The following is a 23,892-nucleotide window of genomic DNA, read 5'->3' as shown; positions in this document are numbered from 1 at the left end:
CATCTGCACGCAGGACTGCAACCGGCGTGCCAGACTAAGGAGCGCCGTCAGGCGGCATCTTCGGCGTTCCCGTCGAAGTTAAAGATACAAACCCCCTCGAACCCCGTAGATCGGAAGAGAAAGGTTTTCTTCATCGTCTGGATGAAGCCCCCGTGCTTCTTCTCGAAGTTCTTGAGATCCGCGATGGTCGGAAAGAACAGGTTGACAGAAATGTCACCTTCCTTGCCGATCATCACCGTCAAACCCGAGATGCGACATTCCGGAATCGCATTTCCCAGAATCTCCGTGATGAATGGTGCCGCGATTTGTGCCGCGTCGAGGCTTGGAAACTTGAGATGATACGTTTTCGATAACATTGTTGCCTACCAGTTGAGCTCTTCTGACTCCCCAAACGGACCCTTCCCCGAAAATGTGAGCGCTTGAGGGACATACCCCCCGAGTATCTTTGGAGCGCGGGCGCTCGCTTTTGGCGCGATCCCGCGCTGAAAGTGCTGGTCTGTGCAAAGGACAGCGCCCGCGCTCTACCCGACTGACGAAGCCTCGACACACGACAGTCGACACCCGCCCTTTTCGTCGGAGTTGCGACGTTTTCCCGGCGCAACCGGCCGAAACCCTCTGCAAAATCACAACTTTGGGCCAATCCGGGGCCAAAATGCCCCCAAAACCCGTGTGGCACGATCCCTGCTTACTCATTTCATATCGCAATCAACGAGGTTTCCCATGGCCGACATCTGCATCACCGCCGCGAATTTCCCTCAGGCTCAGGCCCTCAAGGCCCTGCTCGACGGGCGTCGTCTGAATGTCCGCATCGGCTATCAGCCCACCTGTCATACGCTGGTGCAGGGTGCCCCTGTGACCGACCAGCGCGCGCTGGTGGAACTGGCCCGCAAACTGGGCGCGAAACGCATCGTGGTGATCGAAGGTCAGGCCCCCGAATTCGCCCTGCGCGAGGATCTGGGTGGGCGCATGCTGACCGTGTCGCTGCCCGACAGCGGCCTGCCCGCCCTGCGCGATGCCGCACTGATGGCCTTGGCCGATCTCTTGGCCGCGCCCTTTGGCACCATGGTCGCCGCCGATCCGAACTCGGGCGCGCTGATCGACATGGCCCGCCGCGTCGCCCGCTTTGACGTCAGCGTCTTCATCAACGGCCCCACCGGCAGCGGCAAGGAAGTGCTCTCGCGCCTCATTCATCAGGCCTCGCCGCGCGCCGACAAACCCTTTGTCGCGATCAACTGCGCCGCGATCCCCGAAAACATGCTCGAAGCGCTGCTCTTCGGCCATGAAAAGGGCGCCTTCACCGGCGCCAACACCGCCAACAAGGGTTATCTGCGCGCCGCCGACGGCGGCACGCTGTTGCTCGACGAGATTTCCGAAATGCCGATGGCGCTTCAGGCCAAACTCCTGCGCGTCATTCAGGAAAAGGTCGTGACCCCCCTCGGCAGCCAGACCGAAACCCCGGTCGATGTCCGCATCCTCGCCACCTCCAACCGCGATATGGAGTGCGAAATCGCCCGCGGCACCTTCCGCGAAGACCTCTATTACCGCCTCAACGTGTTCCCGCTGGAAACGCTGGCCCTCTCTGCGCGTCCGCAGGATGTGCCGGTGCTGGCCCAGGCCATGCTGCGCCGCCATACGCCCGAGGGTCTGCCCACGCCGCTCCTGTCGCCCGAGGCCTGCGATATCCTCGCCGCACATAGCTGGCCCGGCAATGTGCGCGAGCTGGAAAACGTCATGCAGCGCGCGCTGGTGCTGGCCGATGGCATGGTGATTGCACCCGAACATATCATGCTCGTTGCTCGCCCCACCTCGCTCTTCACCGCGCGCCCCGCAGCGCTTCCCACCCCTCTGGCCGCTTGATCCTGACCTGACATGAGCCTGACCGGCATCTCCTCTTCCGTCAGCATGATGCACGCCTCACAGGCGGCAGCACGCCCTGACCCGATCCAGCGCCCGACCGCCATGGCCGACGCGCAGGGGCCGGGCTTTGCCGAACGGCTGGGCAAGGCGGTCGAGGGCGTGAACGTGCAACAGGGCAAGGCCTCTCAGGCCGCTCGCGACTTCGAGACCGGACGCACCGAGAACCTCGCCGCCGTGATGGTCGAGCAACAGGTCGCCTCGCTCGGGTTCCAGATGACGATGCAGGTCCGCAACAAGGCCCTCACAGCCTACCGCGACATCATGAACATGCCAGTCTGACCCCACCCAGTCTGACCCCAGCCTGACCCCAGACCAGAACCACGGAAGTAGAGAATATGGACGGACAGCAAACCACCCTCCCGGCACAGGCTGGCGCCACCTCGCTGGTCCAGCGGGCGCGTCTCGCGCTCTCGGGCATGGATGGGTTCATCGCCCAGCCCGCCCTGCGCCGTGCCTTGCCCGCGATTGGCGTGCTGCTGGTCGTGACCCTCGGTCTGGCCGCATGGCTGCTTCTGGCCCCCGCTGACCGCGTGACCCTGCACGCAGGTCTGCCCGAGGCTGAAAAATCCCTGGCGCTTGAGGCGCTGACCGCCGCGGGCATGGACGCGCAGCTTGATCCCTCCTCCGGCGCGCTGACCGTCGCTGCCGACCAGTATCACAGCGCCCGCATGCTCTTGGCCTCCCAGGGCCTGCCCGAAGGGGCCACCGACGGCATGTCCGCGATTGACGAAATGCCCATGGGCACCTCGCGCCAGATCGAATCCGCCCGCCTGCGCCGGATGCAGGAACTCGACCTTGCCCGCTCCATTCAGGAATTGCGCCCGGTGCGCGCCGCCCGCGTGCATCTGGCACTGCCCGAACGCAGCGCCTTTGTCCGCGACAGCCAGCCGCCCCGCGCCTCCGTATTCCTCGAACTCGCCCCCGGCATGACCCTCGATCAGGCGCAGGTCCGCGCCATCGTCAGCCTCGTGGCCGCAGCCGTGCCCGACATGCCGCGCAGCAATGTCTCGGTCGTGGACCAGACCGGCACACTTCTGACCAGCCCCGAAGAAGACCCGGTGCAGGCCGAGGCCGACCGCCAGATGCAGCACCAGCGCCGCCTTGAAGCCGTCTACCGCGACCGCGTTCTGGCGCTCCTCACGCCCATCGTGGGCGCAGGCAATGCCGCCGTCGAAGTGACGCTGGATATGGATTTCACCCGCTCCGAGATCACCAGCGAAGAATACCTCCCCGACACCGCCCTGCGCAGCGAGCAGAGCAGCAGCCAGCAAACCAACGGCGCACAGGCCGGCGGCGTTCCCGGTGCCGTCGCCAACACGCCCCCCAATGAGGCCCAATTGGCCGAGGCCGCCACCCAAGGGGCCAAGGATGGCACCACCAACAGCGCCACCTCGTCGACCCGCAATTACGAAGTCAGCCGCCGGGTGGAAACCCGCCAGCCGCAGACCGCCCAGATCAGCCGCGTGCATGCCGCCGTGCTCTTGCACCGCCTGCCGACACCCGCCGCCCCCGCCGAAGGTGACGCGGCCCCCGCCCCCGAGGCCGTGCCGCTCGCGGAAATCGAGGCGCTGACCCGCTCCGCCATCGGCTTTGACGACACCCGCGGCGATATCGTCACCGTGGCCAGCGCCCCCTTTGTCGTGGCACCGTCTATGATTTCCGCCGAGCGGTGGTATGACGCCGCATGGCTGCCCACACTGGGGCGCACACTGGCGCAACTGGCCCTCTTCGGCATTATCGTGCTGGGGGTCGTGCGCCCGATCCTCAACCGCCTGCTGCCGCCCGTCGGGGCCACCACCGCCTCCACCGGCATGACCTATGGCGACGCCATCGAAGTGCCCCGTGGCGAGAGCCTGTCAGCCCTGCGTCAACGGCTCGAGACCGCAGCACCCAGCGCCGACGACCTCAACGGGGCCATCACCTACGAGGAAAAGATCGACCTCCTGCGCCAGATGGCCGGGGCCGAAACCAACCGCATCGCGGGCGTCTTCAAATCCATGATCGCCCCCACAGGTGAGGACCGTCCATGACCCTCGCGCTGCCTGCCCCTGCCGGTGCCCGCCCCGGTGCCGACCTGACCCCGGTGCAAAAGGCCGCCATCCTGATGATGGTCTTTGGCGAGGATACCGCCGCCCAGATCCTGCGCGCCCTCTCCCCCTCCGAAGTGCAGGTGCTGGGCGAGGCGATGTTCACCGTGCAAGGCGTCGATCACGATACGGTCGATGCCGTGCTCAACGAATTTCTCGGGCTGGTCAGCAATCAGACCGGCATCGGCATCGGCGCGGGCAATTATGTCCGCCAGGTGCTCGATCAGGCTCTTGGCGCCCACAAGGCGCAATCGGTGCTCTCGCGCATCGTGCCCTCCAACAGCGAACGCCCGATTGAAATCCTCGACTGGATGGACCCGTCTGCCGTGGCCGAACTGATCCAGGACGAACATCCGCAGATCATGGCGCTGGTCATCGCCTCGCTCGACTATGCGCAGGGGGCCGAGGTGCTCAAACTCCTGCCGCCCGAGGCCCAGCCCGAGATCATTCGTCGCATCGCCACGCTCAACACCGTGCAACCCGAGGCGCTGCGCGACCTCGAAGAGGTGATGCGCGCCAAATTCAAGGCCAACACCACCCTGCGCGCCTCGCAGATCGGCGGGGTCAAGGCCGCCGCCCGGATCATGAACTTCACCCGTCAGGACATGGAAGAGCGGATCATGAAGGACATCCGCAAGGACGACAAGAACCTGTCCGAGGATATTCAGGACAATCTCTTCGTGTTCGACTACCTCATCAAATCCGACGAACGCGCCCTGCAAACCGTGCTGCGCGAAATCGAGAGCGAAATGTTGGTTCTTGCCCTCAAGGGGGCCAACCCCACCCTGCGCGACAAGCTTTTGGGCTGTGTTTCGGCCCGCGCCGCCGCCAATATCATGGACGAGATGGAGGCCATGGGCCCGGTGCGCCTGAGCCAGGTGCAAGAGGCCCAGAAACAGGTCATCACCGTCGCCCGCCGCCTCTCGGACGAGGGCAAGATCACGCTCGCCGGACGCGGCGGCGAAAAGATGGTCTGAGACCATGACCGCCATGCCCGCCACCGACCTGCCCCCCGAACCCGGCGCGCTCACGCCCGAGGATCTCTTGGCCCTCGTGCGCCGCTCCTCGCAACAATTCCAGCGCCGCGACCCCGCCAAGCCTGTGGCACAGGCCGAGAGCGGCTTTGCCCCGCAGGCCGTGGTGCGCCCCCTGCACCCGCGCGCGGATGCAGCAGCCCCGGCACCCGTCGCCCCGGCAGCCGACCCCAAACCCGCTGCCGCCTTTACCCCTGCCCCGCCGCCCCCCACCTTCGACATCGAGGCCGAGCGCCGCGTCGCCTGGGCCGAGGGCCACGCCGCCGCGATGCAAGAGATCGAGGCCGCCCGCGCCAAAGCCCGCGCCGAGGCGCTCGAAGAGGCCAGCGCCACCGCCGCACAGGATATCGCCGAGGTGCGCGATGCCTTCACCGCCGCCATCACCCGCCTCACCAGCGCGGAAAACGAACGCCTTGCCGACCTCACTGCCAAGCTGGAACTCGCCGTGCGCCAATTGGCCACCCAACGCGCCGGGCAGAAAATCGACGAGGCCCCCCGCCCCTTTCTGCGCCGGATCGAAAAGATCACGCACCAAATCGCCGCCGGGGCGGAAAATACCGTCGTGCTGATGAACCCTGCCGATCTCATGGCGATCAAGCCACATATCAAGGATTTCAGCCCGCTGGCCAAAGGCCGCCTCTCGCCCGACACCACGCTCGGACGTGGCGATCTGCGCCTGCGCATGGACGAGATCACCTTTTCCGACGTGATCGCTGAACGCGACGGGGGGCTGGCATGACCGATCTGCTCTCGCGTCTGGCCCAAGCCACCGAATCCATGACCGAGGTGCCACCCCCCGGCTATTCGGGTCAGGTGCTGCGCTACGATGGCCTCATCCTCGAATGTGCGGGCTTTCCCGCCAGCCCCGGCACCCGCTGCCGGATCGACACCGAGGATGGCAAAGGTGCCACCGGTGAAATCGTGGGCTTTGCCAATGGACGCAACCTGCTCTTTCTCGACCAACCCGGCGCACGCATCACCCATGGCTGCATGGTGCATAAAGTGCGCGGCGGCCATAATGCCGCGATGGGCGACGCCCTCTTGGGTCGCGTGCTCGATGCCGAAGGCGTGCCGCTCGATGGCTTTGGCCCGCCCGATTGCCCCGACATCCGCCCGCTCTCGGGGCGCGAACAAAACCCGCTCGCGCGGCAACCCGTGGATGCCCCGCTCGACGTGGGCGTGCGCGTGATCAACGCCGCTCTCACCGTGGGGCGCGGTCAACGCGTGGGCATCATCGCAGGCTCTGGCGTGGGCAAATCCGTGCTGATCGAGATGATGACCCGCTACACCTCTGCCGATGTGATCGTCGTCGGGCTGATCGGCGAGCGTGCCCGCGAAGTGGGCGATTTCGTCTCCAAGGTGATGACCGGCGAAAACCGCGCCAAGACCTGCGTTGTGGCCGTGCCCGCCGACCGCTCGCCGCTCCTGCGCCTGCGCGCGGCACATCGCGCAACCGCAATTGCCGAATATTTCCGCGATCAGGGTAAACAGGTCATGCTGATCATGGACAGCCTCACCCGCGTGGCCCATGCCCGCCGCGAAATCGGTCTGGCGCTTGGCGAACAACCCACCGCCAAGGGCTATACCCCTTCGGTCATCTCGATGATCCCCGGTCTGATCGAGCGCGCCGGCCCCGGCCTGCCCGGTCAGGGCAGCATCACCGCGTTTTATACCATTCTGGCCGATGGCGATGACACCACCAACGATCCCGTTGTGGACACCGCCCGCGCCATTCTCGACGGGCATTTCGTGCTCTCGCGCAATCAGGCGCAGATGGGCATCTACCCCGCCATCGACCTCACCCAATCGGTGAGCCGCGTGATGAAGGACATCGCCGACAAACCCCACCACGCAGCCGCGCTCCGTCTGCGCCGCCTCATTGCCCTATATATGGAGAACCGCGACATGATGCTCATGGGTGCCTATTCCCCCGGTCAGGACGCCACGCTTGACGAGGCCGTTGCCCTCTGGCCCCGGATCGAGAACTTCATCCGACAGGACATCCACGAACCCGCCAGCCTCGAAGACAGCATCAGCGCCCTGTGCGCGCTGACAGGCGGTGCCGCATGAGCGCGCGCCAACACCGCCTGCTGACCCTGATGGCCCGGCAGGAAAACCGCGAACTGGGGCATCTCTCGATGCAGCTTGGCCATTTGCGCCGGCAGGAACTGCAGCAATTCGACATGGCCGACCGTCTGGGCCAGATGCTCGATCAGAGTGCGCAGGCCCCGTCCCAGCCGATGACCCCCGGCCAACTCAGCACCGCGCATTTCATGGGCCGCACCCTCGTGCAACAGCTCGAGGCGACGCGCAGCCAGATGGCGCGCACACGGCAGGAACGCGCCGCCGTGGAACAGGACCTCTCGCAGCACCAGCGCCGCCAGCAGATCCTGCAAGAGCGCGCCGAGCTTAGCCGCCGCGCCCAGCATGTGGCCCGTGCCGAGGCCGAGGACAACGCCACCCTGCCCCGCCGCACGCGCTGACCCTGCGGCGCGCGCGCCGCTACTTTAACACCCCGTCACGCAAGGCGCGCAAATGCTCCGGGATGGCCCGCGCCGTCACGCCCGCTTCGCGCACCAGCCCGTCGAAATGCAGCGTCATCGCCTGTATCCGCTCGGTGTCGCGAAACACCATGTAATTGCGTCCCAGATAGAGCACCGCCAAGAGCGGCCCGAAAATCGTGATCGGTGCCGAATAAACCCGCCGCGCATCATAAAGATAAAGCCGCAGACGCGGATAAAGCTGCGTCGTGGTGGCAATCAGATGATCCAACTGCGCCCGCCTCAGCCCCGCAGGCAATCCGCGATAGTAACCTTCGCCCCGCGCGAAACTCTCGATTTCATAGAGCGGCAGGGCAATCTCGTAATCCGACCGCGCCGCCCGCATCCAAGCCATGCGATCCTCGGACGCCCCAATCGCCTGATCGGTCGAGCGGCCAAGATGTGGCGCATATTCCCATTCCAGCATCGCGCGGGTTTTCAGCATATCGGGAAGTGCGGCAGGCACATGCCGGATCTTGTATCCCGCCGCTTCACGGTGCCAGGCAAAGATCTGTTCATCCACCAAGGCGCGCGGCGCTTCGGTCAGCGACAGCGTATTGGCCAGCATATCAGCAGCAGTCTCGGGCCGGTCGGTCAACCCCAAGAGCCAATCCGCCGAGACCCCCAGCGCCGAGGCACATTCCCCCACCACCTGCGCATTGGGCAGCCGCGCGGCATCGCCCTTGAGCAGTTGCGACACGGTCGAGCGGTCCACGCCGATGGTCCGCGCCAGAACGCTCTGATTGCTGCCCCGCAGGCGCATCGCCTCGGCCAGCCGGGTGCGGAACAGGGTCGCGCGCAGGCGTTTGTCGATGTTTTGGCTCATTTGGTGACTTTTATCACAGTTGCGGAGAAATGTTAACCATTTCCGAAATGGCACATCAACGCATTCGCAACCAATGTCGCGCCATGCTGCCAATTGACAGGAGCAATAATGCAGGCCCAATCGCACCGCATACCAACCTTGGCCGAGAGCGCCAGCCACCCGCGCACGAGGGTGGAATGGCCCACGCTCGGGCTCTTGACGCTTTGCTATGCGACCTGGATCTTCGGCACCACGGCGGCGACAGGTCTCTGGCTCCCGCTCGGCATCCTGCTCACCGCCCTTGCCATAGCACTCCATTCCTCGCTCTGTCACGAGGCGTTGCACGGCCATCCTTTCCGCTCCCGTCACCTGAATGAAACGCTGATCTTTCCCTGCCTCTGCCTCGTGATCCCTTACGCACGCTTTCGCGACACCCATCTTGCGCATCACCGCGAGGAGTTTCTGACAGACCCCTATGACGACCCCGAGGCGAATTATCTCGACCCCGCCGTTTGGGCACGCCTGCCGCGCGCGGTGCGGATCGTCCTGCGGGTCAACAACACACTGGCGGGGCGGATGCTGATCGGTCCGCTGGTGGCGCAAGTCATGTTCCTGCGCACAGATTGGCAGGCGATCCGCGCCGGCGACCTCGCCGTGCGCAAGGCCTGGCTCTGGCATATTCCGGCGGTGGCGCTGGTTCTTGTCTGGCTCTGGTTCGCGCCGATGCCGATCTGGGCCTATCTGCTGGCAGTCTGGATCGGATTGGCGGTGCTGAAAATCCGCACCTTTCTAGAGCATCGCGCCCATGAGCGCGCCAGTGGCCGCACCGTGGTAATCGAGGATCGCGGCCCGCTCGCGTGGCTTTTTCTCAACAACAACCTGCATGTGGTGCATCACATGCACCCCGAGGTGCCGTGGTATCAGTTGCCCGCGCTCTATGCTGCGCGCCGCGACCATTACCTGCGCCGCAACGATGGCTACGTCTATCGCTCCTACGCCGAGATTTTCCGCAGCCATTTCTGGCGGGCCAAGGACCCTGTGCCGCACCCGCTCTGGCCGAGGCAGTAGAGGAGGGTTTGGCGGGTGGGAGAACCTCAGGTCAAGGCATAAGCCGCGCGGTCGCTGGGCCGGGGACTAGCGAAGCAACGTCAGTGACTGCCACTTTATGCCAGCAAAGTCCGTATGACCTCACAGTGAGGCGCTCCATCTCGAAATCGCTGGTCCGCGGGACGGCCCAGCGATCCGCGCGGCGGCGCTCCGCGCCTTGTTCCGCGCGGGGAATCCATACAAGTTCTGCCATACCCACTCCTACCCCGCATCCGCCGCCTTTTCCGGGGCCTTGGGGGTAAACTCGCAGCGGTCCGGCTTGATATCCACCAGCGGCGTGCCATCGAGACAATCCAGCCCCCGCACGATCAACACCGCCCCTTCCACCCCGACCAGCCGCACCTGCGACGTGCCGATCGGATTGGGCCGTTGCGGCGAGCGCAGGGCAAAGGTGCCGAAATACCGCGCCCCATCGCCTTTGGGGTTCTGCCGCACCAGATCACGCCGCGACCGGTCCAGCCAGTAGAGGATTTCGAGATGCCGATAGGCCTCGATCCCTTCCAGCGCCGCAACCCAAGGCGCAAAGACCTCGATCCGGCACTCCGGCCCCTCGAGCCGCCCCTGACGCGGGCAATCCTCGCGCCGGGTCCAGGGCGTCTGTATCCGACCGATGAACTGCAGCGCGGCATCCTGCCCCTCGGGCAGCGCCGTCACCACCTCACCGGGCCGCAATCGCGTGTCCATCCCGGCCCTCCCAGCGTCAGTAGACGTCTTGCCAGTCATCCTCGTGGAACACTTCGCCAAGCGCCATCCACCGCACCCGGACCCGTGCCACCCGCGTATCCGCCCAGGTGCGGAACACGATGTCAAACCCCTTCGTCGTGATCTTCTCCGCCGTCACATCGGCGCGGGCATTGGTGGCACTGTCCATATCCCAGAGCGACAGCGCCACATGCACCGCAGGCTCTGATTTGAATGGCGTGTCAAAGGTGATCTTCTTGCGCCGTTCCCGCGCACCCGACCCGGTCCACATATCGCCGCCATCAGCAAAATCCGAAAAGAGGACATCATCCCCCTGTTCGATCCCTATGGCCTGATTGATCAAGAATTTCATACGATGCCTTCCGAAACTCGGTCGAGCCTACACCGCTTTTCCGGCAAAATTGAGAGCGAAAAATGAAAAAAGGGCCGCGGAACGGCCCTTTTGATTGCGAAACCCGTCGCCGCCTCAGTTGGCGGACAATCCGATATGATCGCCCACGGCCACCATGTCGGCCAAGAGCTTGGCCATCTCGTCAACCGGGCCGGGCTCATTGACGAATTTTTCCTGCGCATGCGCCAGTTTGTCAGTCGCCGCATCCACCATCGCCTTGAACGTCTCGCGCGTCATATCCTCACGCGCCACGGCATGTTCGGCCAGCACCGACACGCTCTTGCCGCTGATCTCGGCAAAGCCACCGGTCACGACATATTCCTTCTCGCCCGACGGACCCGAAACCCGCAGGATACCGGGCCGCAGGGTGGTGATGAGCGGGGCGTGATCGGCCATGGCGGTCAGATCGCCCTCGGCCCCCGGAATGCTCACCTCATGGGCAGCGACCGAGGCCAAGAGCCGCTCAGGGCTCACCAGATCGAATTGCACTGTTTCAGCCATCTCGGCCTCCCTCATGGTGTCAGGCCTGCGCGGGGATCACCCGCGCAGAACCGTGACAGGCGTTGATCAGGCCGCGTCAGCAGCCATGCGTTCGGCTTTGGCGATCACGTCGGCAATGCCACCCACCATGTAGAAGGCCCCTTCCGGCAGGTGATCGTATTCGCCGGCAACCACAGCCTTGAACGACTTGATCGTCTCTTCCAGCGGCACCTGAACCCCATCAGAGCCGGTGAAGACCTTGGCCACGTCGAACGGCTGGCTGAGGAAACGCTGGATTTTCCGGGCACGTGCCACGGTAAGCTTGTCCTCTTCGCTCAGTTCGTCCATGCCCAGAATGGCGATGATGTCCTGAAGCGACTTGTAGCGCTGCAAAATCCCCTGCACGTCGCGGGCAACCTGATAATGCTCTTCGCCCACGATCTGCGGGTCCATCAGACGCGAGTTCGAGTCGAGCGGGTCCACAGCGGGATAAATGCCAAGCTCGGAAATCGCGCGGCTGAGAACGGTCGTTGCGTCAAGGTGTGCAAAGGTCGTGGCCGGTGCCGGGTCGGTCAAGTCGTCCGCAGGCACGTAAACGGCCTGAATGGACGTGATCGAACCAGATTTGGTCGAGGTGATGCGCTCCTGCATGGCACCCATGTCGGTGGCCAGCGTCGGCTGATAGCCCACAGCGGAGGGAATACGACCCAAAAGCGCCGACACCTCAGACCCCGCCTGCGTAAAGCGGAAGATGTTGTCGACAAAGAACAGAACGTCCGACCCCGACTGATCGCGGAACTGCTCGGCCAGCGTCAGGCCGGTCAGGGCCACACGCGCACGCGCTCCCGGCGGCTCGTTCATCTGGCCGTAAACAAGGGCCACTTGGCTCTCTTCCAGATTGTCGGGCTTGATCACGTTGGATTCGATCATCTCGTGATAGAGGTCGTTGCCCTCACGGGTCCGCTCACCCACACCGGCAAACACGGAATAGCCCGAGTGCACCTTGGCGATGTTGTTGATCAGTTCCATGATGAGAACCGTCTTGCCCACACCGGCACCACCAAAGAGGCCGATCTTGCCGCCCTTGGCATAGGGGGCCAGCAGGTCCACCACCTTGATCCCCGTCACGAGGATTTCGGACGCGGTCGACTGCTCGGAAAACTCCGGCGCAGGCTGGTGGATCGATCGGTATTCCGTCGCCTTGATCGGCGCACCCTCGTCCACCGGCTCGCCGATGACGTTCAGGATGCGGCCCAGCGTCGCGTTGCCCACCGGCACCGAAATCGGCGCGCCGGTGTCGCTCACGGCCTGACCGCGCACGAGACCTTCGGTCGCGTCCATCGCGATGGTGCGCACGGTGTTCTCGCCCAGATGCTGCGCCACTTCGAGGATCAGCTTCTTGCCGTGGTTGTCGGTCTGCAGCGCGTTCAGAATGGCTGGCAGATCGCCGTCAAAGTGAACGTCCACAACGGCGCCAATGACCTGTGTCACCTTGCCTTTTGCATTTGCCATGTTTCGTCTCCGGTTCTCTTACAGCGCTTCCGCGCCGGAAATGATTTCAATAAGCTCGTTGGTGATCACGGCCTGACGCGAGCGGTTGTATTCGATCGTCAGCTTGTCGATCATCTCGCCTGCGTTGCGCGTCGCGTTGTCCATTGCAGACATCCGCGCCCCCTGCTCCGAGGCACCGTTTTCCAACAGCGCGGCAAAGATCGCGGTCGCCACCCCACGCGGCAAGAGATCGGCAAGGATCGCCTGCTCATCGGGCTCGTAATCATAGAAGCTGTCGGTATCGACCTCCCCCACTTCGCTCATGTCGAAGGGGATCACTTGCTGCATTGTCGGGATCTGGCTGACCACGTTCTCGAACCGCGAGAAAAAGATCTTCGCGACGTCGAATTCGCCACTGTCGAACCGCTTGAGCACTTCGGCCGCGATCCCCTGCGCATCGGCATAACCCAGGCGCTTGACCTCGCTCATGTCGATGTGACCCACGGAATACTGACCATAGTCGCGCCGCATCGCATCGCGGCCCTTCTTTCCGACGGTCAGGATCTTGACCGTCTTGCCCTTGGCCAGCAACTCGGCGGCATGCAGCTTGGCCAGCTTGGCGATATTGGCGTTGAAGCCACCGCAAAGGCCCCGCTCGGCAGTCATCACCACCAAGAGATGCACCTTGTCCTCGCCCGTCCCCGCCAGCAGACGCGGCGCATTGGCCGCATCGCCGACAGAGGCCGCAAGCTTGCCCATCACCGCGTTGAAACGCTCGGTATAGGGGCGGGCCTGCTCGGCAGCATCCTGCGCGCGGCGAAGTTTCGCCGCGGCAACCATCTGCATGGCCTTGGTGATCTTGCGGGTCGATTTGACCGACGCGATCCTGTTTTTCAGGTCCTTGAGATTCGGCATTGCCTTATCTCCCCCTTATGCGAAGTCAGCGGCGAATTCGTCCAGCGCAGCTTTGATACGGCCCTCGGCTTCACCCTTGATCTTGGGATCTTCCTTGGTGATGTATGCCAGCAGATCGGCATGCTTGCCGCGCAGGTGCTTGAGCAGCCCCTGCTCGTAGCGGCCCACCTGCTTGACAGGAACCTTGTCCAGATAGCCCTTGGTGCCAGCATAGATCACGCAGACGATTTCCGCGTTGGTCAGCGGCGAATACTGCGCCTGCTTCATCAACTCGGTCAGACGCGCACCACGGTTCAAGAGCTGCTGCGTCGCCGCGTCAAGGTCGGACCCGAACTGAGCGAACGCCGCCATCTCGCGATACTGCGCCAATTCCAGTTTCACCGGACCCGCGACCGACTTCATCGCATTGGTCTGAGCGGAAGAGCCCACACGCGACACCGACAGACCGGTGTTCACAGCCGGGCGGATACCCTGATAGAAGAGTTCCGTCTCAAGGAAAATCTGGCCGTCGGTGATCGAGATCACGTTGGTCGGAATAAATGCCGACACGTCGCCACCTTGGGTTTCAATGATCGGCAGCGCGGTGAGCGAGCCCGAACCATTGGCCTCGTTCAGCTTGGCCGACCGCTCCAGCAGGCGAGAGTGGAGATAGAACACGTCGCCCGGATAGGCTTCACGGCCGGGCGGACGACGCAGAAGCAGCGACATTTGGCGATAGGCCACGGCTTGCTTCGAGAGATCATCGTAGACGATCAGCGCATGACGGCCATTGTCACGGAAATGCTCGGCCATCGCGGTCGCGGAATAAGGCGCAAGGAACTGCATCGGCGCGGGGTCCGACGCGGTGGCGGCCACAACGATCGAATATTTGATCGCGCCGCTCTCTTCGAGCTTCTTCACCAGCTGCGCCACGGTCGAGCGCTTCTGACCGATAGCAACATAGACGCAATAGAGCTTCTTGCTCTCATCGTCGCCTGCGGCTTCGTTATAGATTTTCTGGTTCAGGATCGCGTCCAGCGCCACAGCGGTCTTGCCGGTCTGACGGTCGCCAATGATCAGCTCGCGCTGACCGCGACCAATCGGGATCATCGCGTCCACCGACTTGAGGCCGGTCGCCATCGGCTCATGCACCGATTTACGCGGGATGATGCCGGGGGCCTTCACATCAGCCAGACCGCGGGCCTTGGTCTTGATCGGGCCCTTGCCGTCCAGCGGGTTGCCCAGACCGTCCACAACGCGGCCCAACAGCTCGTCGCCAATCGGCACGTCCACGATGGACTTGGTGCGCTTGACGGTGTCGCCTTCCTTGATGTCACGGTCCGACCCGAAGATCACGACACCGACGTTGTCGCTCTCAAGGTTCAGCGCCATGCCCATGATCGAGCCCGGAAACTCGACAAGCTCGCCAGCCTGAACATTGTCCAGCCCGTGAACCCGTGCGATCCCGTCACCCACCGAGAGAACCCGGCCGATCTCGGCAACTTCGGCATCTTGGCCAAAGTTCTTGATCTGGTCCTTCAGGATCGCAGAAATCTCTGCTGCTTGGATACCCATTTATCCGACCTCTTTCATTGAATTCTGGAGGGAATCGAGCTTGGAGCGGATCGACGTGTCGATCATCTTCGAGCCCATCTTGACGACTAGACCGCCGATGAGGCTTTCATCAACGGTCGCATTGATCTTGACATCCTTGCCGACGCGCTCCTTGAGCGTCTTGGCCAGCTTGTCGGCCTGCGCCTTGGTCAGCGCCTTGGCGCTGGTCACATCGGCACTGACTTCGCCCTTGTCCTCGGCGATCATGGCGTTGAGCTGCGCGATCAGTTGCGGCAGCACAAAAAGACGCCGCTTCTGCGCCATCAGCGCCAGACCGTTCTGCAACTCGGGCAGCAGTTTCATCTTGGCCGCCACAGCAGACATCGCGGCGCCCTGCACATCGCGGCTCAGCACCGGAGAGGCGATCATCGCGCGCAGGTCGTCGCTCTCGCTCAGCGCCTGTGCCAGATCATTGAGATTGCTTTCGAGCTTGGCCAAACCTTTGGCCTCTCTCACAAGCTCGAATATCGCAGTGGCATAGCGCGCGGCAATGCCAGTAGAGATCGAAGCTGGTTCGGACACGTCCACCCTTCCGATAATCTGGCCCCGGTTGGTCAGCCGTGACGCAGGGTCACATCCGGGGGCGTTGGCATAGGGTGAGACTTGCGAACCACCCAAATTCGGCTGCGGTGTAGCAGAGCCTTCCCAAGCGGGCAAGCCGCTTGAAAACTATTGTATACGAAAGAATACAACACTATTTCAATGACTTAACTCAAGTGCGACCTAATGCGCGCTTTTTAATCTTCAAAAAACTTCACTTTTTCCTACCAATTGGCGATTCCCCTCACAAACACCCCGCCCAAAGCATGGTCAAGCGTTAACGCTATCATGGATTCGCGGAACCGCCGCGCCTAATTATGATGACCGGCGGCATACCGCCCGGCGCACGCAATTGCCCCCTTTATCCCAGCGGCGCCACCCCGATCACAGCGGGATGCGCCCAGAGGAGCAGCGCATAGAGCAAGACGCCCAGCAGCCCCCGCAGCCCCGCCATCGCCCAGCTTTGCGGCCGCAATCCCGACTGTCGCCGCGCGTGGTCCAATCGCACCCACTCGGGCCCCATCGCCCGCCGCTTGCGCCGGTCAATGAGCATCGCCCCCAGCCCCGCAAAGCCCGCGAAACTGCCAAAGAGGATCACATGCGCCAGATCGCCATTTGGCAGCATATGCCCCAAGGCCCAGAGCGCCAGCGCCAGCAACAAAGGATGCCGCGTCAGCCGCACGATCCCCGGTCGCTCCGGATCAAACCGCGCAGTCTTCGCCCCACCAAAGGAAAACGGATTGGGCCGCCCGATACTCATCCCTAGGATCACGCAGACCGCCAGCATCACGCCCAGCGTCACATGCCCCTGCCACGCCGCCCAGCCCCAGAGCGGCACAAAAGGCGCGCGCCCCGCCGCCCCGATCACCCATGCCAGAACCGCCAGCGACAGAATCGAATAACCAAGGGTAAATCCCCCCGGCCCCACCCGTGACACCAGCCAGGCCTTGACCTTGGGGCGCACCGGCACCGAATGGCTGAGGAAAAAGACGCCAAAGGCCGCGATGAACTCGACCCAGCCCATCAGGCCCCCGGAATTGTCTTTGCCGGTTTTTGCCGCAGCATCAGCGGCCCGTAAAGCACCGCAAACCCGCCAAACGCCCCGATCCACGCGATCCCCGCCAGCGCGTGCAATGCACTCGCCTCCGCAGGCCACAGCCCCGCCGCCAACCGCGCCAGCACGGACACCACCAGCGCGAGGTAAATCGCCACCGTGCCCCGGCCAGCCGTCAGCGGGCGGCCCGTATGGCCCAGCGTCGCCCGCGTCATCACCGCCAGCGTCATCAACCCCGCGGCCCCCGCCATCCACAGATGCTGCACCGCCGCCGCGCCAAATACGCCAGAACTCAGCGCCTCCAATCCCATCGCCAGCGCGCCCAGCGGCACAAAGGCATAGGCCAGATGCAGCACCCAGACGAGCGGCTCCGCCCCGGTGCGATCCCCCGCCCAGCGCGTCAACCGCGCCAGATGCAGCGCCCCCGCCACCACCAGCGCCCCGCCCGTGGCCAGTGCGTCCGGCCGGGCAACCCACATCCCCAGCGCCGCCAGCAGCATCAAGAGCACCCCCTTGTCGAACCGCTGCATCGGCGGCACCGGCAACCGTCCCGGCCCCCGCCGCGCCAGCCAGTTGCGCGTGAACGACGGCACGACCCGCCCGCCGATGACCGCGATCATCATCACCACCGCCGCCAGCCCCAGCCGCAGGCCATAACCCTGCGCCGCATAATCCCCCCGCGCTGCCTCCCAGTGAAAGAGCGCATTGCCAAGCGCAAAGACCGCCAGCATCGCCAACACGATCAGATTGCGCCAATTCTTGCCCGCTATGATCTCGCGCAGGATCAACGCGCCCAGAACCACCGGCATCGCCAGATCCATCAGCGCCACCGCCAAGGGCGGTATCCCGGCAGAAACCATGACCGCCCCCCGCCCGATCAGCCACAGCGCCGCCAGACCGCCCAGTGGCCAGCCCACAATCGGCAGCCGCCCTGTCCAGTTCGGCACGGCCGTCAGCAGGAACCCGGCGATCACCGCCGCCAGATAACCAAAGAGGAACTCATGCGCGTGCCAACTCACTGGATCGAATGCCGTCGGCAGACTCAGCGCGCCCGCCAGCATCGGAACCCAGAGCGCCATGATCCCCGCCGCCCAAATTCCTGCACTCAGGAAAAAGGGCCGAAACCCGAAACTCAGGAGCGCAGGCCCCTGCCAGCCCCGCATCTGCTCTGCCGTGCTCGTCATCTCTCGGTCCTTTCGGCCCTCAGGCCCGTGTCCGTCACGACCAAGTCGAGCGGAATATCATGCGGCTGCGGATAGATGGTCCCGATCTGCGCCGCACTCAGCGCAATACCAATGCTCACCGGGCGTGGATCAAGCGCCGCCAAGGTCCGGTCGAAATACCCACCGCCATAGCCCAGCCTGTAACACTCGGTCGTCCAACCGATCATCGGTGCAAGCGTGATGTCGGGTGTCACCTGCTCCGCCTCGGGCGGCGGCACCGGGATATTCCAATCGCCGCGCACCATCTGTGTCTCGGGCGTCCAGCGGCGAAACACCAGCGGCGCAGCCTTGACCTCGACACTCGGCAGCGCGATCAGCACGCCATTTTCGTGCCACTCCGCCATCAGCTCGCGCAAATCCGGCTCGCCCTTGATCGGCCAGTAGCAAGACAGAACCTTGCCCCGCGCTCCGTTGAATTTCTCTTGCACCACCGTGCGCAGGTGGTCCGAGATGGCCCGCCCAATCTCCTGCCGCGCCGCCACGCTCAACGCATCGCGTAACCCGCGCAGGCGCAAACGCTCGGATTTGCGCCACAGCACGACATCGCGCGCCTGCTCCGGGTCGGTTGCGAGGCGATCCAAATAGCTCGGGTCGACGTCATCCGCCATGCAGGGCGATGAGGCATATTTCCCCGGCTTCGAGGCATCGGACATATCGCGGTCCTTTCCGTGGTCCGGGACGGGCAGGCGGCACCAATCCCGCTTTCCATCCCGGTCTAGCCCTGCTAATAGGTATTGTAAATACCGATTTAATCGAGAGCCCAGCGACCATGCGCCTCACCTCCTTTACCGATTTCGGCCTGCGGATGCTCATGCGCATGGCCAGCGCCCCCGAGCGCGCCTTTTCCAGCGCCGAGTTGGCGACCGAGTTCGACCTCTCGCGCCATCACCTCGCCAAGATCATGCAACGCCTGTCACAGGCCGGTCTGATCGACACACGGCGCGGCGGCGGCGGCGGTGCGGTCCTTGCCCGCCCCCCATCCGAGATTCGTTTGGGGGATGTCGTCCGTCACCTCGAATCCGGTCAGGCGCTCGTCGCCTGTTTCGGGTCTGACGGGGGGGATTGCTCCCTCGACGGGCGCTGCCGACTCAAGGCGCGGTTGCGGGCCGCCGAGCGCGCCTTTCTCGAGGATCTCGACCGCAGCACCTTGGCCGATATCGCCCTCGACCGGCAGGTCCAGACAGCGGGGTGAGGGAGCTTACATAACAGACACCTGCTTTGTAAGGTCTGTAAGGTCTCAGACCGGCTTGGCCTCAGGATGCGGACGCAGCACCGACAGCGGTTTGCGCACCTTGTCCCTCAGCCCCGGACCGCTCGGCGCCTGCACCCGCTTGGTGGCCTCGACCATCAGCACCCCGCCCGCCGCCACAACCGACAACTTGGCCCCCATCCGCTCCCACATGCCGGCGGTCTTGCGCCAAAAAGGGCGCTCCGACGGCGGTTGATAGAGCGTCGTGGCGTGACGCTCTGGCAAAAAGTTGTGCGATTTCAATTGGCTTTCCAATTGCGTCTGACTATAGGGCCGCCCGAATCCAAAGGGCGTGCGATCCGACCGCGACCATAGCCCGGCCCGGTTCGGCACGATGAACAGCACCGATCCCCCCGGCCCCAGCACGCGCCAGCACTCCTCCAGCACCGCGCCCGGCTGCTCCGAAGTCTCCAACCCATGCACCACCAAAAGCTTGTCGACATGCCCCGTTTCCAGCGGCCAAAACGTCTCTTCGCAGAGCACCGAAATATTCGGCATCCCCTGCGGCCACCCGATAACCCCTTGAGGTGCAGGCATTAATCCGATCACTCGACGCGCATCGGCAAGGTAGGGACGCAGGAAAGGCACCGCGAATCCATAGCCCACCACCGTCTGCCCCTGCGCCTCCGGCCAGAACTCTGCGACCTGTGCGCGCAAGGTTTTCTGCACCGCGCGCCCCAGGGTGCTGCGGTAGTAAAAATTTCGCAGGTCTTGTACGTCCAGATGCATTGCAGCCCGGCCAAAGATCAGTCACTCTTGACCCTAACACTAACCGGCAATCGGGAAAATACCATGGTTTTGCAAATCCTTACTGTCCCCTGCCTGGCTGACAACTATGCCTATATCGCGCATGATCCGGCCACCGGGGTAACGGCGGTGATCGACGTGCCAGAGGCCGAGCCAATCCTCCAAGCCCTTGATAAACAAGGCTGGAGCGCCTCATTGGTGCTGCTCACCCACCACCATGCCGACCATATTCAGGGCCTCGGCGCGCTGCTTGCGCGTCACTCCGCATCGGTGATTGGGGCTGCCGCCGACGCCCACCGCCTGCCCCCGCTCGACCAGAGTGTGACCGAAGGCGACCGGATCATGATCGGATCGGAAGAGGGGCGCGTGCTCGATGTGTCGGGCCACACGCTCGGCCATGTCGCGTTTCACTTTCCCGCCAGCGCCGTGGTCTTTACCGCCGACAGCCTGATGGCAATGGGTTGCGGGCGCGTGTTCGAGGGCACGATGCCGCAAATGTTTGAAAGCCTTGGAAAACTCGCCGCCCTCCCGCCCGAGACACTGGTCTGTTCCGGTCACGAATACACGCAAAGCAACGCGAAATTCGCACTGACCGTTGACCCCGACAACCCGGCCCTTATATCAAGGGTCAAAGAGATCAGCGCCACCCGCGCCGCAGGTCGGCCCACTGTCCCCTCAACCCTGGCCGAGGAATTGGCCACCAACCCGTTTCTGCGCGCCGATGACGCGGGCGTGCAGCACAACTTGGGCATGACCGGTCGCGCTCCGGTTGATGTCTTTGCCGAAATCCGCTCCCGCAAGGACCGTTTCTGAGCAGAGCGTGATGAAAACAACGCTGGTATAACGAAATGTGAGCCAGTTTGATGAAATAATCCTTGAAGACTGGCCACTATCGACCAAACTTTAAGATTATGAGGCCAAGGTTAGTGGGCAGCCCGCCCCGGCCAAGATCAGAAGGAGCACGACCGTGCCTTCATTCTCGAACACGCTCGAACAGGCAATCCATGCGGCATTGGCTCTCGCCAATGCGCGCCAGCACGAATTCGCGACCCTCGAACACCTTCTGCTCGCCCTCGTCGATGAACCCGACGCCGCCCGCGTCATGAAGGCCTGTAGTGTCAATACCGAGGAATTGCGCACCACGCTGGTCGAATTCATCGACGATGATCTGGCCAATCTGGTCACAGACATCGAAGGGTCAGAGGCGGTGCCCACGGCCGCATTCCAACGCGTGATCCAGCGCGCGGCGATCCATGTGCAATCATCGGGCCGGACCGAGGTCACGGGGGCCAATGTGCTCGTCGCGATCTTTGCCGAACGCGAGTCAAACGCCGCCTATTTCCTGCAAGAACAGGACATGACCCGGTATGACGCGGTGAATTTCATCGCACATGGTGTGGCCAAGGATCCCGCCTATGGCGAATCCCGCCCCGTCACCGGCGCGTCGAGCCAAGAGGGCGAGAGCACCAGCAAATCGACCGAAAGCGATGCGGTCGAGGCGGGGGATTCCGCGCTTGCGAAATACTGTGTCGATCTCAATGAAAAGGCCCGCAAGGGTGATATCGACCCGCTGATCGGCCGCGATGCCGAGGTCGAGCGCTGCATTCAGGTGCTTTGCCGCCGCCGCAAGAACAACCCGCTTCTGGTGGGTGATCCCGGCGTGGGCAAGACCGCCATCGCCGAAGGTCTGGCGCACAAGATCGTGCAGGGCGAAACCCCCCGCGTTCTGTCGCGCACTACGATCTACTCGCTCGACATGGGTGCGCTGCTCGCGGGAACCCGCTATCGCGGCGACTTCGAAGAGCGGCTCAAGGCGGTTGTGACCGAGTTGGAGAAACATCCCGACGCGGTGCTCTTCATCGACGAAATCCATACCGTGATCGGCGCGGGTGCCACCTCGGGTGGCGCAATGGACGCCTCGAACCTGCTCAAGCCCGCGTTGCAGGGCGGCAAGCTGCGCTGCATGGGCTCGACCACCTACAAGGAATTCCGCCAGCATTTCGAAAAGGATCGCGCACTCGCCCGCCGGTTCCAGAAGATCGACGTGGCGGAACCGACAGTCGAGGATGCGGTCAAGATCCTCAAGGGCCTCAAACCCTATTTCGAGGATCACCATAGCGTCAAATACACCAACGAGGCGATCCGCTCTGCCGTGGATCTCTCGGCGCGCTACATCAATGATCGCAAGCTTCCCGACAAGGCCATCGACGTGATCGACGAGGCCGGGGCCGCGCAGCATCTCTTGGCCGCCTCCAAGCGGCGCAAGAGCATCGGTGTCAAGGAAATCGAAGAGGTGGTGGCCAAGATCGCCCGCATCCCGCCAAAGAACGTGTCCAAGAACGATGCCGAGGTGCTCAAGGACCTCGATGGCGCGCTCAAGCGCGTGGTCTTTGGTCAGGATGCCGCCATCGAGGCGCTGAGTTCGGCCATCAAACTGGCCCGTGCAGGCCTGCGCGAACCGGAAAAGCCCATCGGCAACTATCTCTTTGCCGGTCCCACTGGCGTGGGCAAGACCGAGGTGGCCAAGCAATTGGCAGATACGCTTGGCGTGGAGCTTCTGCGCTTTGACATGTCGGAATACATGGAGAAACATGCGGTTTCGCGCCTGATCGGCGCACCGCCGGGCTATGTGGGCTTTGATCAAGGGGGCCTGCTCACCGACGGGGTCGACCAGCACCCGCATTGCGTGCTCTTGCTCGACGAGATCGAAAAGGCACATCCCGATGTGTTCAACATCCTCTTGCAGGTGATGGACCACGGCACGCTGACCGATCACAATGGCCGCAAGGTGGATTTCCGCAATGTGGTGCTGATCATGACCTCTAACGCAGGGGCGGCGGAGCAGGCGAAATCCGCCATCGGCTTTGGCCGCGACCGGCGCGAGGGCGAGGATACAGCCGCCATCGAGCGGACGTTTACACCCGAGTTCCGCAACCGTCTCGATGCGGTCATCTCGTTCGGTCCGTTGCCGAAATCGGTTATCCTCAAGGTGGTCGAAAAGTTCGTGTTGCAGCTTGAGGCACAGCTGATGGATCGCGACGTGACTATCGAATTGACTCAGGCAGCAGCGGAATGGCTGGGCGACAAGGGCTATGACGACAAGATGGGCGCGCGCCCCTTGGCCCGTGTCATCCAGGAGCACATCAAGAAGCCGCTGGCCGAGGAATTGCTCTTTGGCAAGCTGCTCAAGGGCGGTGTGGTCACGGTGGGGGTCAAGGACAACAAGATCGACCTCATCGTCGAGGGTCCTGTCACGCGCCGCCTGACCGGCAAGAAAAAGCCCCCCCTGCTGACCGCCGAATGACGGCACGGCTGGGGACTGCACTTGCGATATTGACCATGGCGGTGGCTACCCAAGCCACCGCCGAACCACCTAAACTAAGCCTCCCATTGGACTGCGAGCTTGGGCGGACCTGCTATATCGAGGATTACGTCGATACCGATCCCGGCCCCGGTCAGCGCGACTACACCTGCGGGATCAAGAGCCGGGACGATCATCGCGGCATAGACTTCATGCTTCTTTCCTTCGAGGAGATGGAGGCGGGCGTCAACGTTCTGGCCGCCGCTCCCGGCACTGTCGCTGCCACCCGCGACGGCATGGCCGACACCCCCGTCAAAGCCGAAACGCGCGACGATATCCGCGGGCAGGAATGTGGCAATGCCGTGCGCGTCGATCACGGCGACGGCTGGCAAACACTCTATTGCCACATGAAACGCGGGTCCATCAGCGTGCGCCAAGGCGCCAGCGTAGCAGCAGGCGATGTGCTGGGTCAGGTGGGTCTGAGCGGGCTCACCAATGCGCCCCATGTCCACTTGGGTGTTTTGCGGGACGGTCAGATTGTAGATCCGTTCAGCCCCGAGGCAGGCGATACCTGCGGTGCGCCCCTCGATCAGAGCCTCTGGCAAACCGTCCTGCCCTATGACCCCGCAGGGCTCTTTACGGCGGGGTTTTCCACATCCGTGCCCGAGTTTGACGCAGTCCGCTCTGGTGCCGCCCGTGCCAGCACCGCGCAGCCG

Annotated in this window: 25 protein-coding genes; 12 read left to right on the top strand and 13 right to left on the bottom strand. The window is 63.6% G+C overall.

Annotation, left to right across the window (positions count from 1 at the left end):
* Positions 1–47: 47 nt before the first annotated feature.
* Complete coding sequence (locus tag KBT70_RS20515; RefSeq protein ID WP_045682434.1) at positions 48–356, bottom strand: hypothetical protein; 309 nt, start codon at positions 354–356, stop codon at positions 48–50.
* 364 nt (positions 357–720) lie between these two features.
* Here KBT70_RS20515 and KBT70_RS20510 point away from each other — a divergent pair, with 364 nt between their 5' ends.
* The 7 genes from KBT70_RS20510 to KBT70_RS20480 are packed head-to-tail and all read left to right on the top strand — an operon-like array spanning position 721 to position 7,521.
* Positions 721–1,857: a sigma 54-interacting transcriptional regulator gene (locus tag KBT70_RS20510; RefSeq protein WP_296638635.1), complete on the top strand. Its 1,137-nt coding sequence runs from the start codon at positions 721–723 to the stop codon at positions 1,855–1,857.
* Between the two features lie 12 nt (positions 1,858–1,869).
* A complete protein-coding gene (fliE, locus tag KBT70_RS20505; RefSeq protein ID WP_296638631.1) occupies positions 1,870–2,196 on the top strand; it encodes a flagellar hook-basal body complex protein FliE in 327 nt (108 codons plus the stop codon).
* Between the two features lie 56 nt (positions 2,197–2,252).
* The gene (gene fliF / locus KBT70_RS20500; protein WP_296638629.1) at positions 2,253–3,947 is read left to right on the top strand and encodes a flagellar basal-body MS-ring/collar protein FliF; all 1,695 of its coding nucleotides are present in this window, start codon (positions 2,253–2,255) and stop codon (positions 3,945–3,947) included.
* Positions 3,944–4,981 (top strand): flagellar motor switch protein FliG, encoded by a 1,038-nt coding sequence (gene fliG, locus KBT70_RS20495; RefSeq protein WP_296638627.1) that lies wholly within the window; start codon positions 3,944–3,946, stop codon positions 4,979–4,981. The genes fliF and fliG overlap by 4 nt, the downstream gene beginning before the upstream one ends.
* Positions 4,982–4,985: 4 nt before the next feature.
* Positions 4,986–5,777: a FliH/SctL family protein gene (locus KBT70_RS20490; protein WP_296638625.1), complete on the top strand. Its 792-nt coding sequence runs from the start codon at positions 4,986–4,988 to the stop codon at positions 5,775–5,777.
* The gene (locus tag KBT70_RS20485) at positions 5,774–7,108 is read left to right on the top strand and encodes a FliI/YscN family ATPase (protein WP_296638624.1); all 1,335 of its coding nucleotides are present in this window, start codon (positions 5,774–5,776) and stop codon (positions 7,106–7,108) included. Before KBT70_RS20490 ends, KBT70_RS20485 begins: the two co-directional genes overlap by 4 nt.
* Complete coding sequence (locus KBT70_RS20480) at positions 7,105–7,521, top strand: hypothetical protein (protein WP_296638621.1); 417 nt, start codon at positions 7,105–7,107, stop codon at positions 7,519–7,521. Before KBT70_RS20485 ends, KBT70_RS20480 begins: the two co-directional genes overlap by 4 nt.
* 19 nt (positions 7,522–7,540) lie before the next feature.
* Here KBT70_RS20480 and KBT70_RS20475 read toward each other — a convergent pair whose 3' ends face one another.
* The gene (locus KBT70_RS20475) at positions 7,541–8,404 is read right to left on the bottom strand and encodes a helix-turn-helix transcriptional regulator (RefSeq protein WP_296638618.1); all 864 of its coding nucleotides are present in this window, start codon (positions 8,402–8,404) and stop codon (positions 7,541–7,543) included.
* A 108-nt stretch (positions 8,405–8,512) separates the two neighbouring features.
* Between KBT70_RS20475 and KBT70_RS20470 the strand changes: the two genes are divergently transcribed.
* Positions 8,513–9,451 carry a fatty acid desaturase gene (locus tag KBT70_RS20470; protein WP_296638615.1) on the top strand — a complete coding sequence of 313 codons (939 nt, stop codon included), beginning with the start codon at positions 8,513–8,515 and terminating at the stop codon, positions 9,449–9,451.
* A gap of 240 nt (positions 9,452–9,691) precedes the next feature.
* On the opposite strand, the gene tsaA is transcribed toward KBT70_RS20470, so the two are convergent.
* From tsaA to KBT70_RS20420, 10 genes are all read right to left on the bottom strand, one after another.
* Positions 9,692–10,174, bottom strand: a complete 483-nt coding sequence (gene tsaA, locus KBT70_RS20465; protein WP_296638612.1) for a tRNA (N6-threonylcarbamoyladenosine(37)-N6)-methyltransferase TrmO — start codon at positions 10,172–10,174, stop codon at positions 9,692–9,694.
* 16 nt (positions 10,175–10,190) lie between these two features.
* Positions 10,191–10,544: an H-type lectin domain-containing protein gene (locus KBT70_RS20460; RefSeq protein WP_296638609.1), complete on the bottom strand. Its 354-nt coding sequence runs from the start codon at positions 10,542–10,544 to the stop codon at positions 10,191–10,193.
* 114 nt (positions 10,545–10,658) lie between these two features.
* Positions 10,659–11,084 carry a F0F1 ATP synthase subunit epsilon gene (locus tag KBT70_RS20455; RefSeq protein WP_296638603.1) on the bottom strand — a complete coding sequence of 142 codons (426 nt, stop codon included), beginning with the start codon at positions 11,082–11,084 and terminating at the stop codon, positions 10,659–10,661.
* 66 nt (positions 11,085–11,150) lie between these two features.
* The gene (gene atpD, locus KBT70_RS20450) at positions 11,151–12,575 is read right to left on the bottom strand and encodes a F0F1 ATP synthase subunit beta (RefSeq protein WP_296638600.1); all 1,425 of its coding nucleotides are present in this window, start codon (positions 12,573–12,575) and stop codon (positions 11,151–11,153) included.
* 18 nt (positions 12,576–12,593) lie between these two features.
* Positions 12,594–13,469, bottom strand: a complete 876-nt coding sequence (locus KBT70_RS20445) for a F0F1 ATP synthase subunit gamma (protein WP_296638597.1) — start codon at positions 13,467–13,469, stop codon at positions 12,594–12,596.
* A 15-nt stretch (positions 13,470–13,484) separates the two neighbouring features.
* Positions 13,485–15,023, bottom strand: a complete 1,539-nt coding sequence (atpA, locus tag KBT70_RS20440; RefSeq protein ID WP_296638594.1) for a F0F1 ATP synthase subunit alpha — start codon at positions 15,021–15,023, stop codon at positions 13,485–13,487.
* Positions 15,024–15,590 carry a F0F1 ATP synthase subunit delta gene (locus tag KBT70_RS20435; RefSeq protein ID WP_296638722.1) on the bottom strand — a complete coding sequence of 189 codons (567 nt, stop codon included), beginning with the start codon at positions 15,588–15,590 and terminating at the stop codon, positions 15,024–15,026.
* 373 nt (positions 15,591–15,963) lie between these two features.
* A complete protein-coding gene (locus KBT70_RS20430; protein WP_296638589.1) occupies positions 15,964–16,626 on the bottom strand; it encodes an NnrU family protein in 663 nt (220 codons plus the stop codon).
* Entirely contained in the window at positions 16,626–17,840 is a 1,215-nt protein-coding gene (locus KBT70_RS20425) for an NnrS family protein (protein WP_296638587.1), read from the bottom strand. Before KBT70_RS20425 ends, KBT70_RS20430 begins: the two co-directional genes overlap by 1 nt.
* Complete coding sequence (locus tag KBT70_RS20420) at positions 17,837–18,532, bottom strand: 5-formyltetrahydrofolate cyclo-ligase (protein WP_296638583.1); 696 nt, start codon at positions 18,530–18,532, stop codon at positions 17,837–17,839. The genes KBT70_RS20425 and KBT70_RS20420 overlap by 4 nt, the downstream gene beginning before the upstream one ends.
* Before the next feature lie 116 nt (positions 18,533–18,648).
* Between KBT70_RS20420 and KBT70_RS20415 the strand changes: the two genes are divergently transcribed.
* Positions 18,649–19,071 (top strand): Rrf2 family transcriptional regulator, encoded by a 423-nt coding sequence (locus KBT70_RS20415; RefSeq protein ID WP_296638579.1) that lies wholly within the window; start codon positions 18,649–18,651, stop codon positions 19,069–19,071.
* A gap of 45 nt (positions 19,072–19,116) precedes the next feature.
* Here the strand turns inward: KBT70_RS20415 and KBT70_RS20410 are convergent, their stop codons facing one another.
* Entirely contained in the window at positions 19,117–19,857 is a 741-nt protein-coding gene (locus tag KBT70_RS20410) for a class I SAM-dependent methyltransferase (RefSeq protein ID WP_296638575.1), read from the bottom strand.
* Positions 19,858–19,920: 63 nt separating this feature from the next.
* Between KBT70_RS20410 and gloB the strand changes: the two genes are divergently transcribed.
* From gloB to KBT70_RS20395, 3 genes are all read left to right on the top strand, one after another.
* Positions 19,921–20,688 (top strand): hydroxyacylglutathione hydrolase, encoded by a 768-nt coding sequence (gene gloB, locus KBT70_RS20405; RefSeq protein ID WP_296638570.1) that lies wholly within the window; start codon positions 19,921–19,923, stop codon positions 20,686–20,688.
* Between the two features lie 154 nt (positions 20,689–20,842).
* Positions 20,843–23,179: an ATP-dependent Clp protease ATP-binding subunit ClpA gene (gene clpA, locus KBT70_RS20400; protein WP_296638567.1), complete on the top strand. Its 2,337-nt coding sequence runs from the start codon at positions 20,843–20,845 to the stop codon at positions 23,177–23,179.
* The coding region (locus tag KBT70_RS20395) for a M23 family metallopeptidase (RefSeq protein ID WP_296638565.1) at positions 23,176–23,892 on the top strand (717 nt) is incomplete at its 3' end. The genes clpA and KBT70_RS20395, both read left to right, overlap by 4 nt.

The sequence above is a fragment of the Roseovarius sp. genome, assembly GCF_018066915.1.
Taxonomy (GTDB): domain Bacteria; phylum Pseudomonadota; class Alphaproteobacteria; order Rhodobacterales; family Rhodobacteraceae; genus Roseovarius.
This window is presented reverse-complemented; position numbering and strand designations above follow the sequence as displayed.

What these genes read in the sequence shown, in the direction of transcription:
- KBT70_RS20430 (WP_296638589.1), bottom strand. Translation starts at nt 16,626, where the DNA reads ATGGGCTGGGTCGAGTTCATCGCGGCCTTTGGCGTCTTTTTCCTCAGC.
- KBT70_RS20490 (WP_296638625.1), top strand. Translation starts at nt 4,986, where the DNA reads ATGACCGCCATGCCCGCCACCGACCTGCCCCCCGAACCCGGCGCGCTC.
- atpA (WP_296638594.1), bottom strand. Translation starts at nt 15,023, where the DNA reads ATGGGTATCCAAGCAGCAGAGATTTCTGCGATCCTGAAGGACCAGATC.
- KBT70_RS20470 (WP_296638615.1), top strand. Translation starts at nt 8,513, where the DNA reads ATGCAGGCCCAATCGCACCGCATACCAACCTTGGCCGAGAGCGCCAGC.
- KBT70_RS20415 (WP_296638579.1), top strand. Translation starts at nt 18,649, where the DNA reads ATGCGCCTCACCTCCTTTACCGATTTCGGCCTGCGGATGCTCATGCGC.
- KBT70_RS20515 (WP_045682434.1), bottom strand. Translation starts at nt 356, where the DNA reads ATGTTATCGAAAACGTATCATCTCAAGTTTCCAAGCCTCGACGCGGCA.
- gloB (WP_296638570.1), top strand. Translation starts at nt 19,921, where the DNA reads ATGGTTTTGCAAATCCTTACTGTCCCCTGCCTGGCTGACAACTATGCC.
- fliE (WP_296638631.1), top strand. Translation starts at nt 1,870, where the DNA reads ATGAGCCTGACCGGCATCTCCTCTTCCGTCAGCATGATGCACGCCTCA.
- KBT70_RS20460 (WP_296638609.1), bottom strand. Translation starts at nt 10,544, where the DNA reads ATGAAATTCTTGATCAATCAGGCCATAGGGATCGAACAGGGGGATGAT.
- KBT70_RS20485 (WP_296638624.1), top strand. Translation starts at nt 5,774, where the DNA reads ATGACCGATCTGCTCTCGCGTCTGGCCCAAGCCACCGAATCCATGACC.
- KBT70_RS20425 (WP_296638587.1), bottom strand. Translation starts at nt 17,840, where the DNA reads ATGACGAGCACGGCAGAGCAGATGCGGGGCTGGCAGGGGCCTGCGCTC.
- KBT70_RS20410 (WP_296638575.1), bottom strand. Translation starts at nt 19,857, where the DNA reads ATGCATCTGGACGTACAAGACCTGCGAAATTTTTACTACCGCAGCACC.
- KBT70_RS20445 (WP_296638597.1), bottom strand. Translation starts at nt 13,469, where the DNA reads ATGCCGAATCTCAAGGACCTGAAAAACAGGATCGCGTCGGTCAAATCG.
- KBT70_RS20480 (WP_296638621.1), top strand. Translation starts at nt 7,105, where the DNA reads ATGAGCGCGCGCCAACACCGCCTGCTGACCCTGATGGCCCGGCAGGAA.
- KBT70_RS20455 (WP_296638603.1), bottom strand. Translation starts at nt 11,084, where the DNA reads ATGGCTGAAACAGTGCAATTCGATCTGGTGAGCCCTGAGCGGCTCTTG.
- fliF (WP_296638629.1), top strand. Translation starts at nt 2,253, where the DNA reads ATGGACGGACAGCAAACCACCCTCCCGGCACAGGCTGGCGCCACCTCG.
- tsaA (WP_296638612.1), bottom strand. Translation starts at nt 10,174, where the DNA reads ATGGACACGCGATTGCGGCCCGGTGAGGTGGTGACGGCGCTGCCCGAG.
- atpD (WP_296638600.1), bottom strand. Translation starts at nt 12,575, where the DNA reads ATGGCAAATGCAAAAGGCAAGGTGACACAGGTCATTGGCGCCGTTGTG.
- KBT70_RS20475 (WP_296638618.1), bottom strand. Translation starts at nt 8,404, where the DNA reads ATGAGCCAAAACATCGACAAACGCCTGCGCGCGACCCTGTTCCGCACC.
- KBT70_RS20510 (WP_296638635.1), top strand. Translation starts at nt 721, where the DNA reads ATGGCCGACATCTGCATCACCGCCGCGAATTTCCCTCAGGCTCAGGCC.
- fliG (WP_296638627.1), top strand. Translation starts at nt 3,944, where the DNA reads ATGACCCTCGCGCTGCCTGCCCCTGCCGGTGCCCGCCCCGGTGCCGAC.
- KBT70_RS20420 (WP_296638583.1), bottom strand. Translation starts at nt 18,532, where the DNA reads ATGTCCGATGCCTCGAAGCCGGGGAAATATGCCTCATCGCCCTGCATG.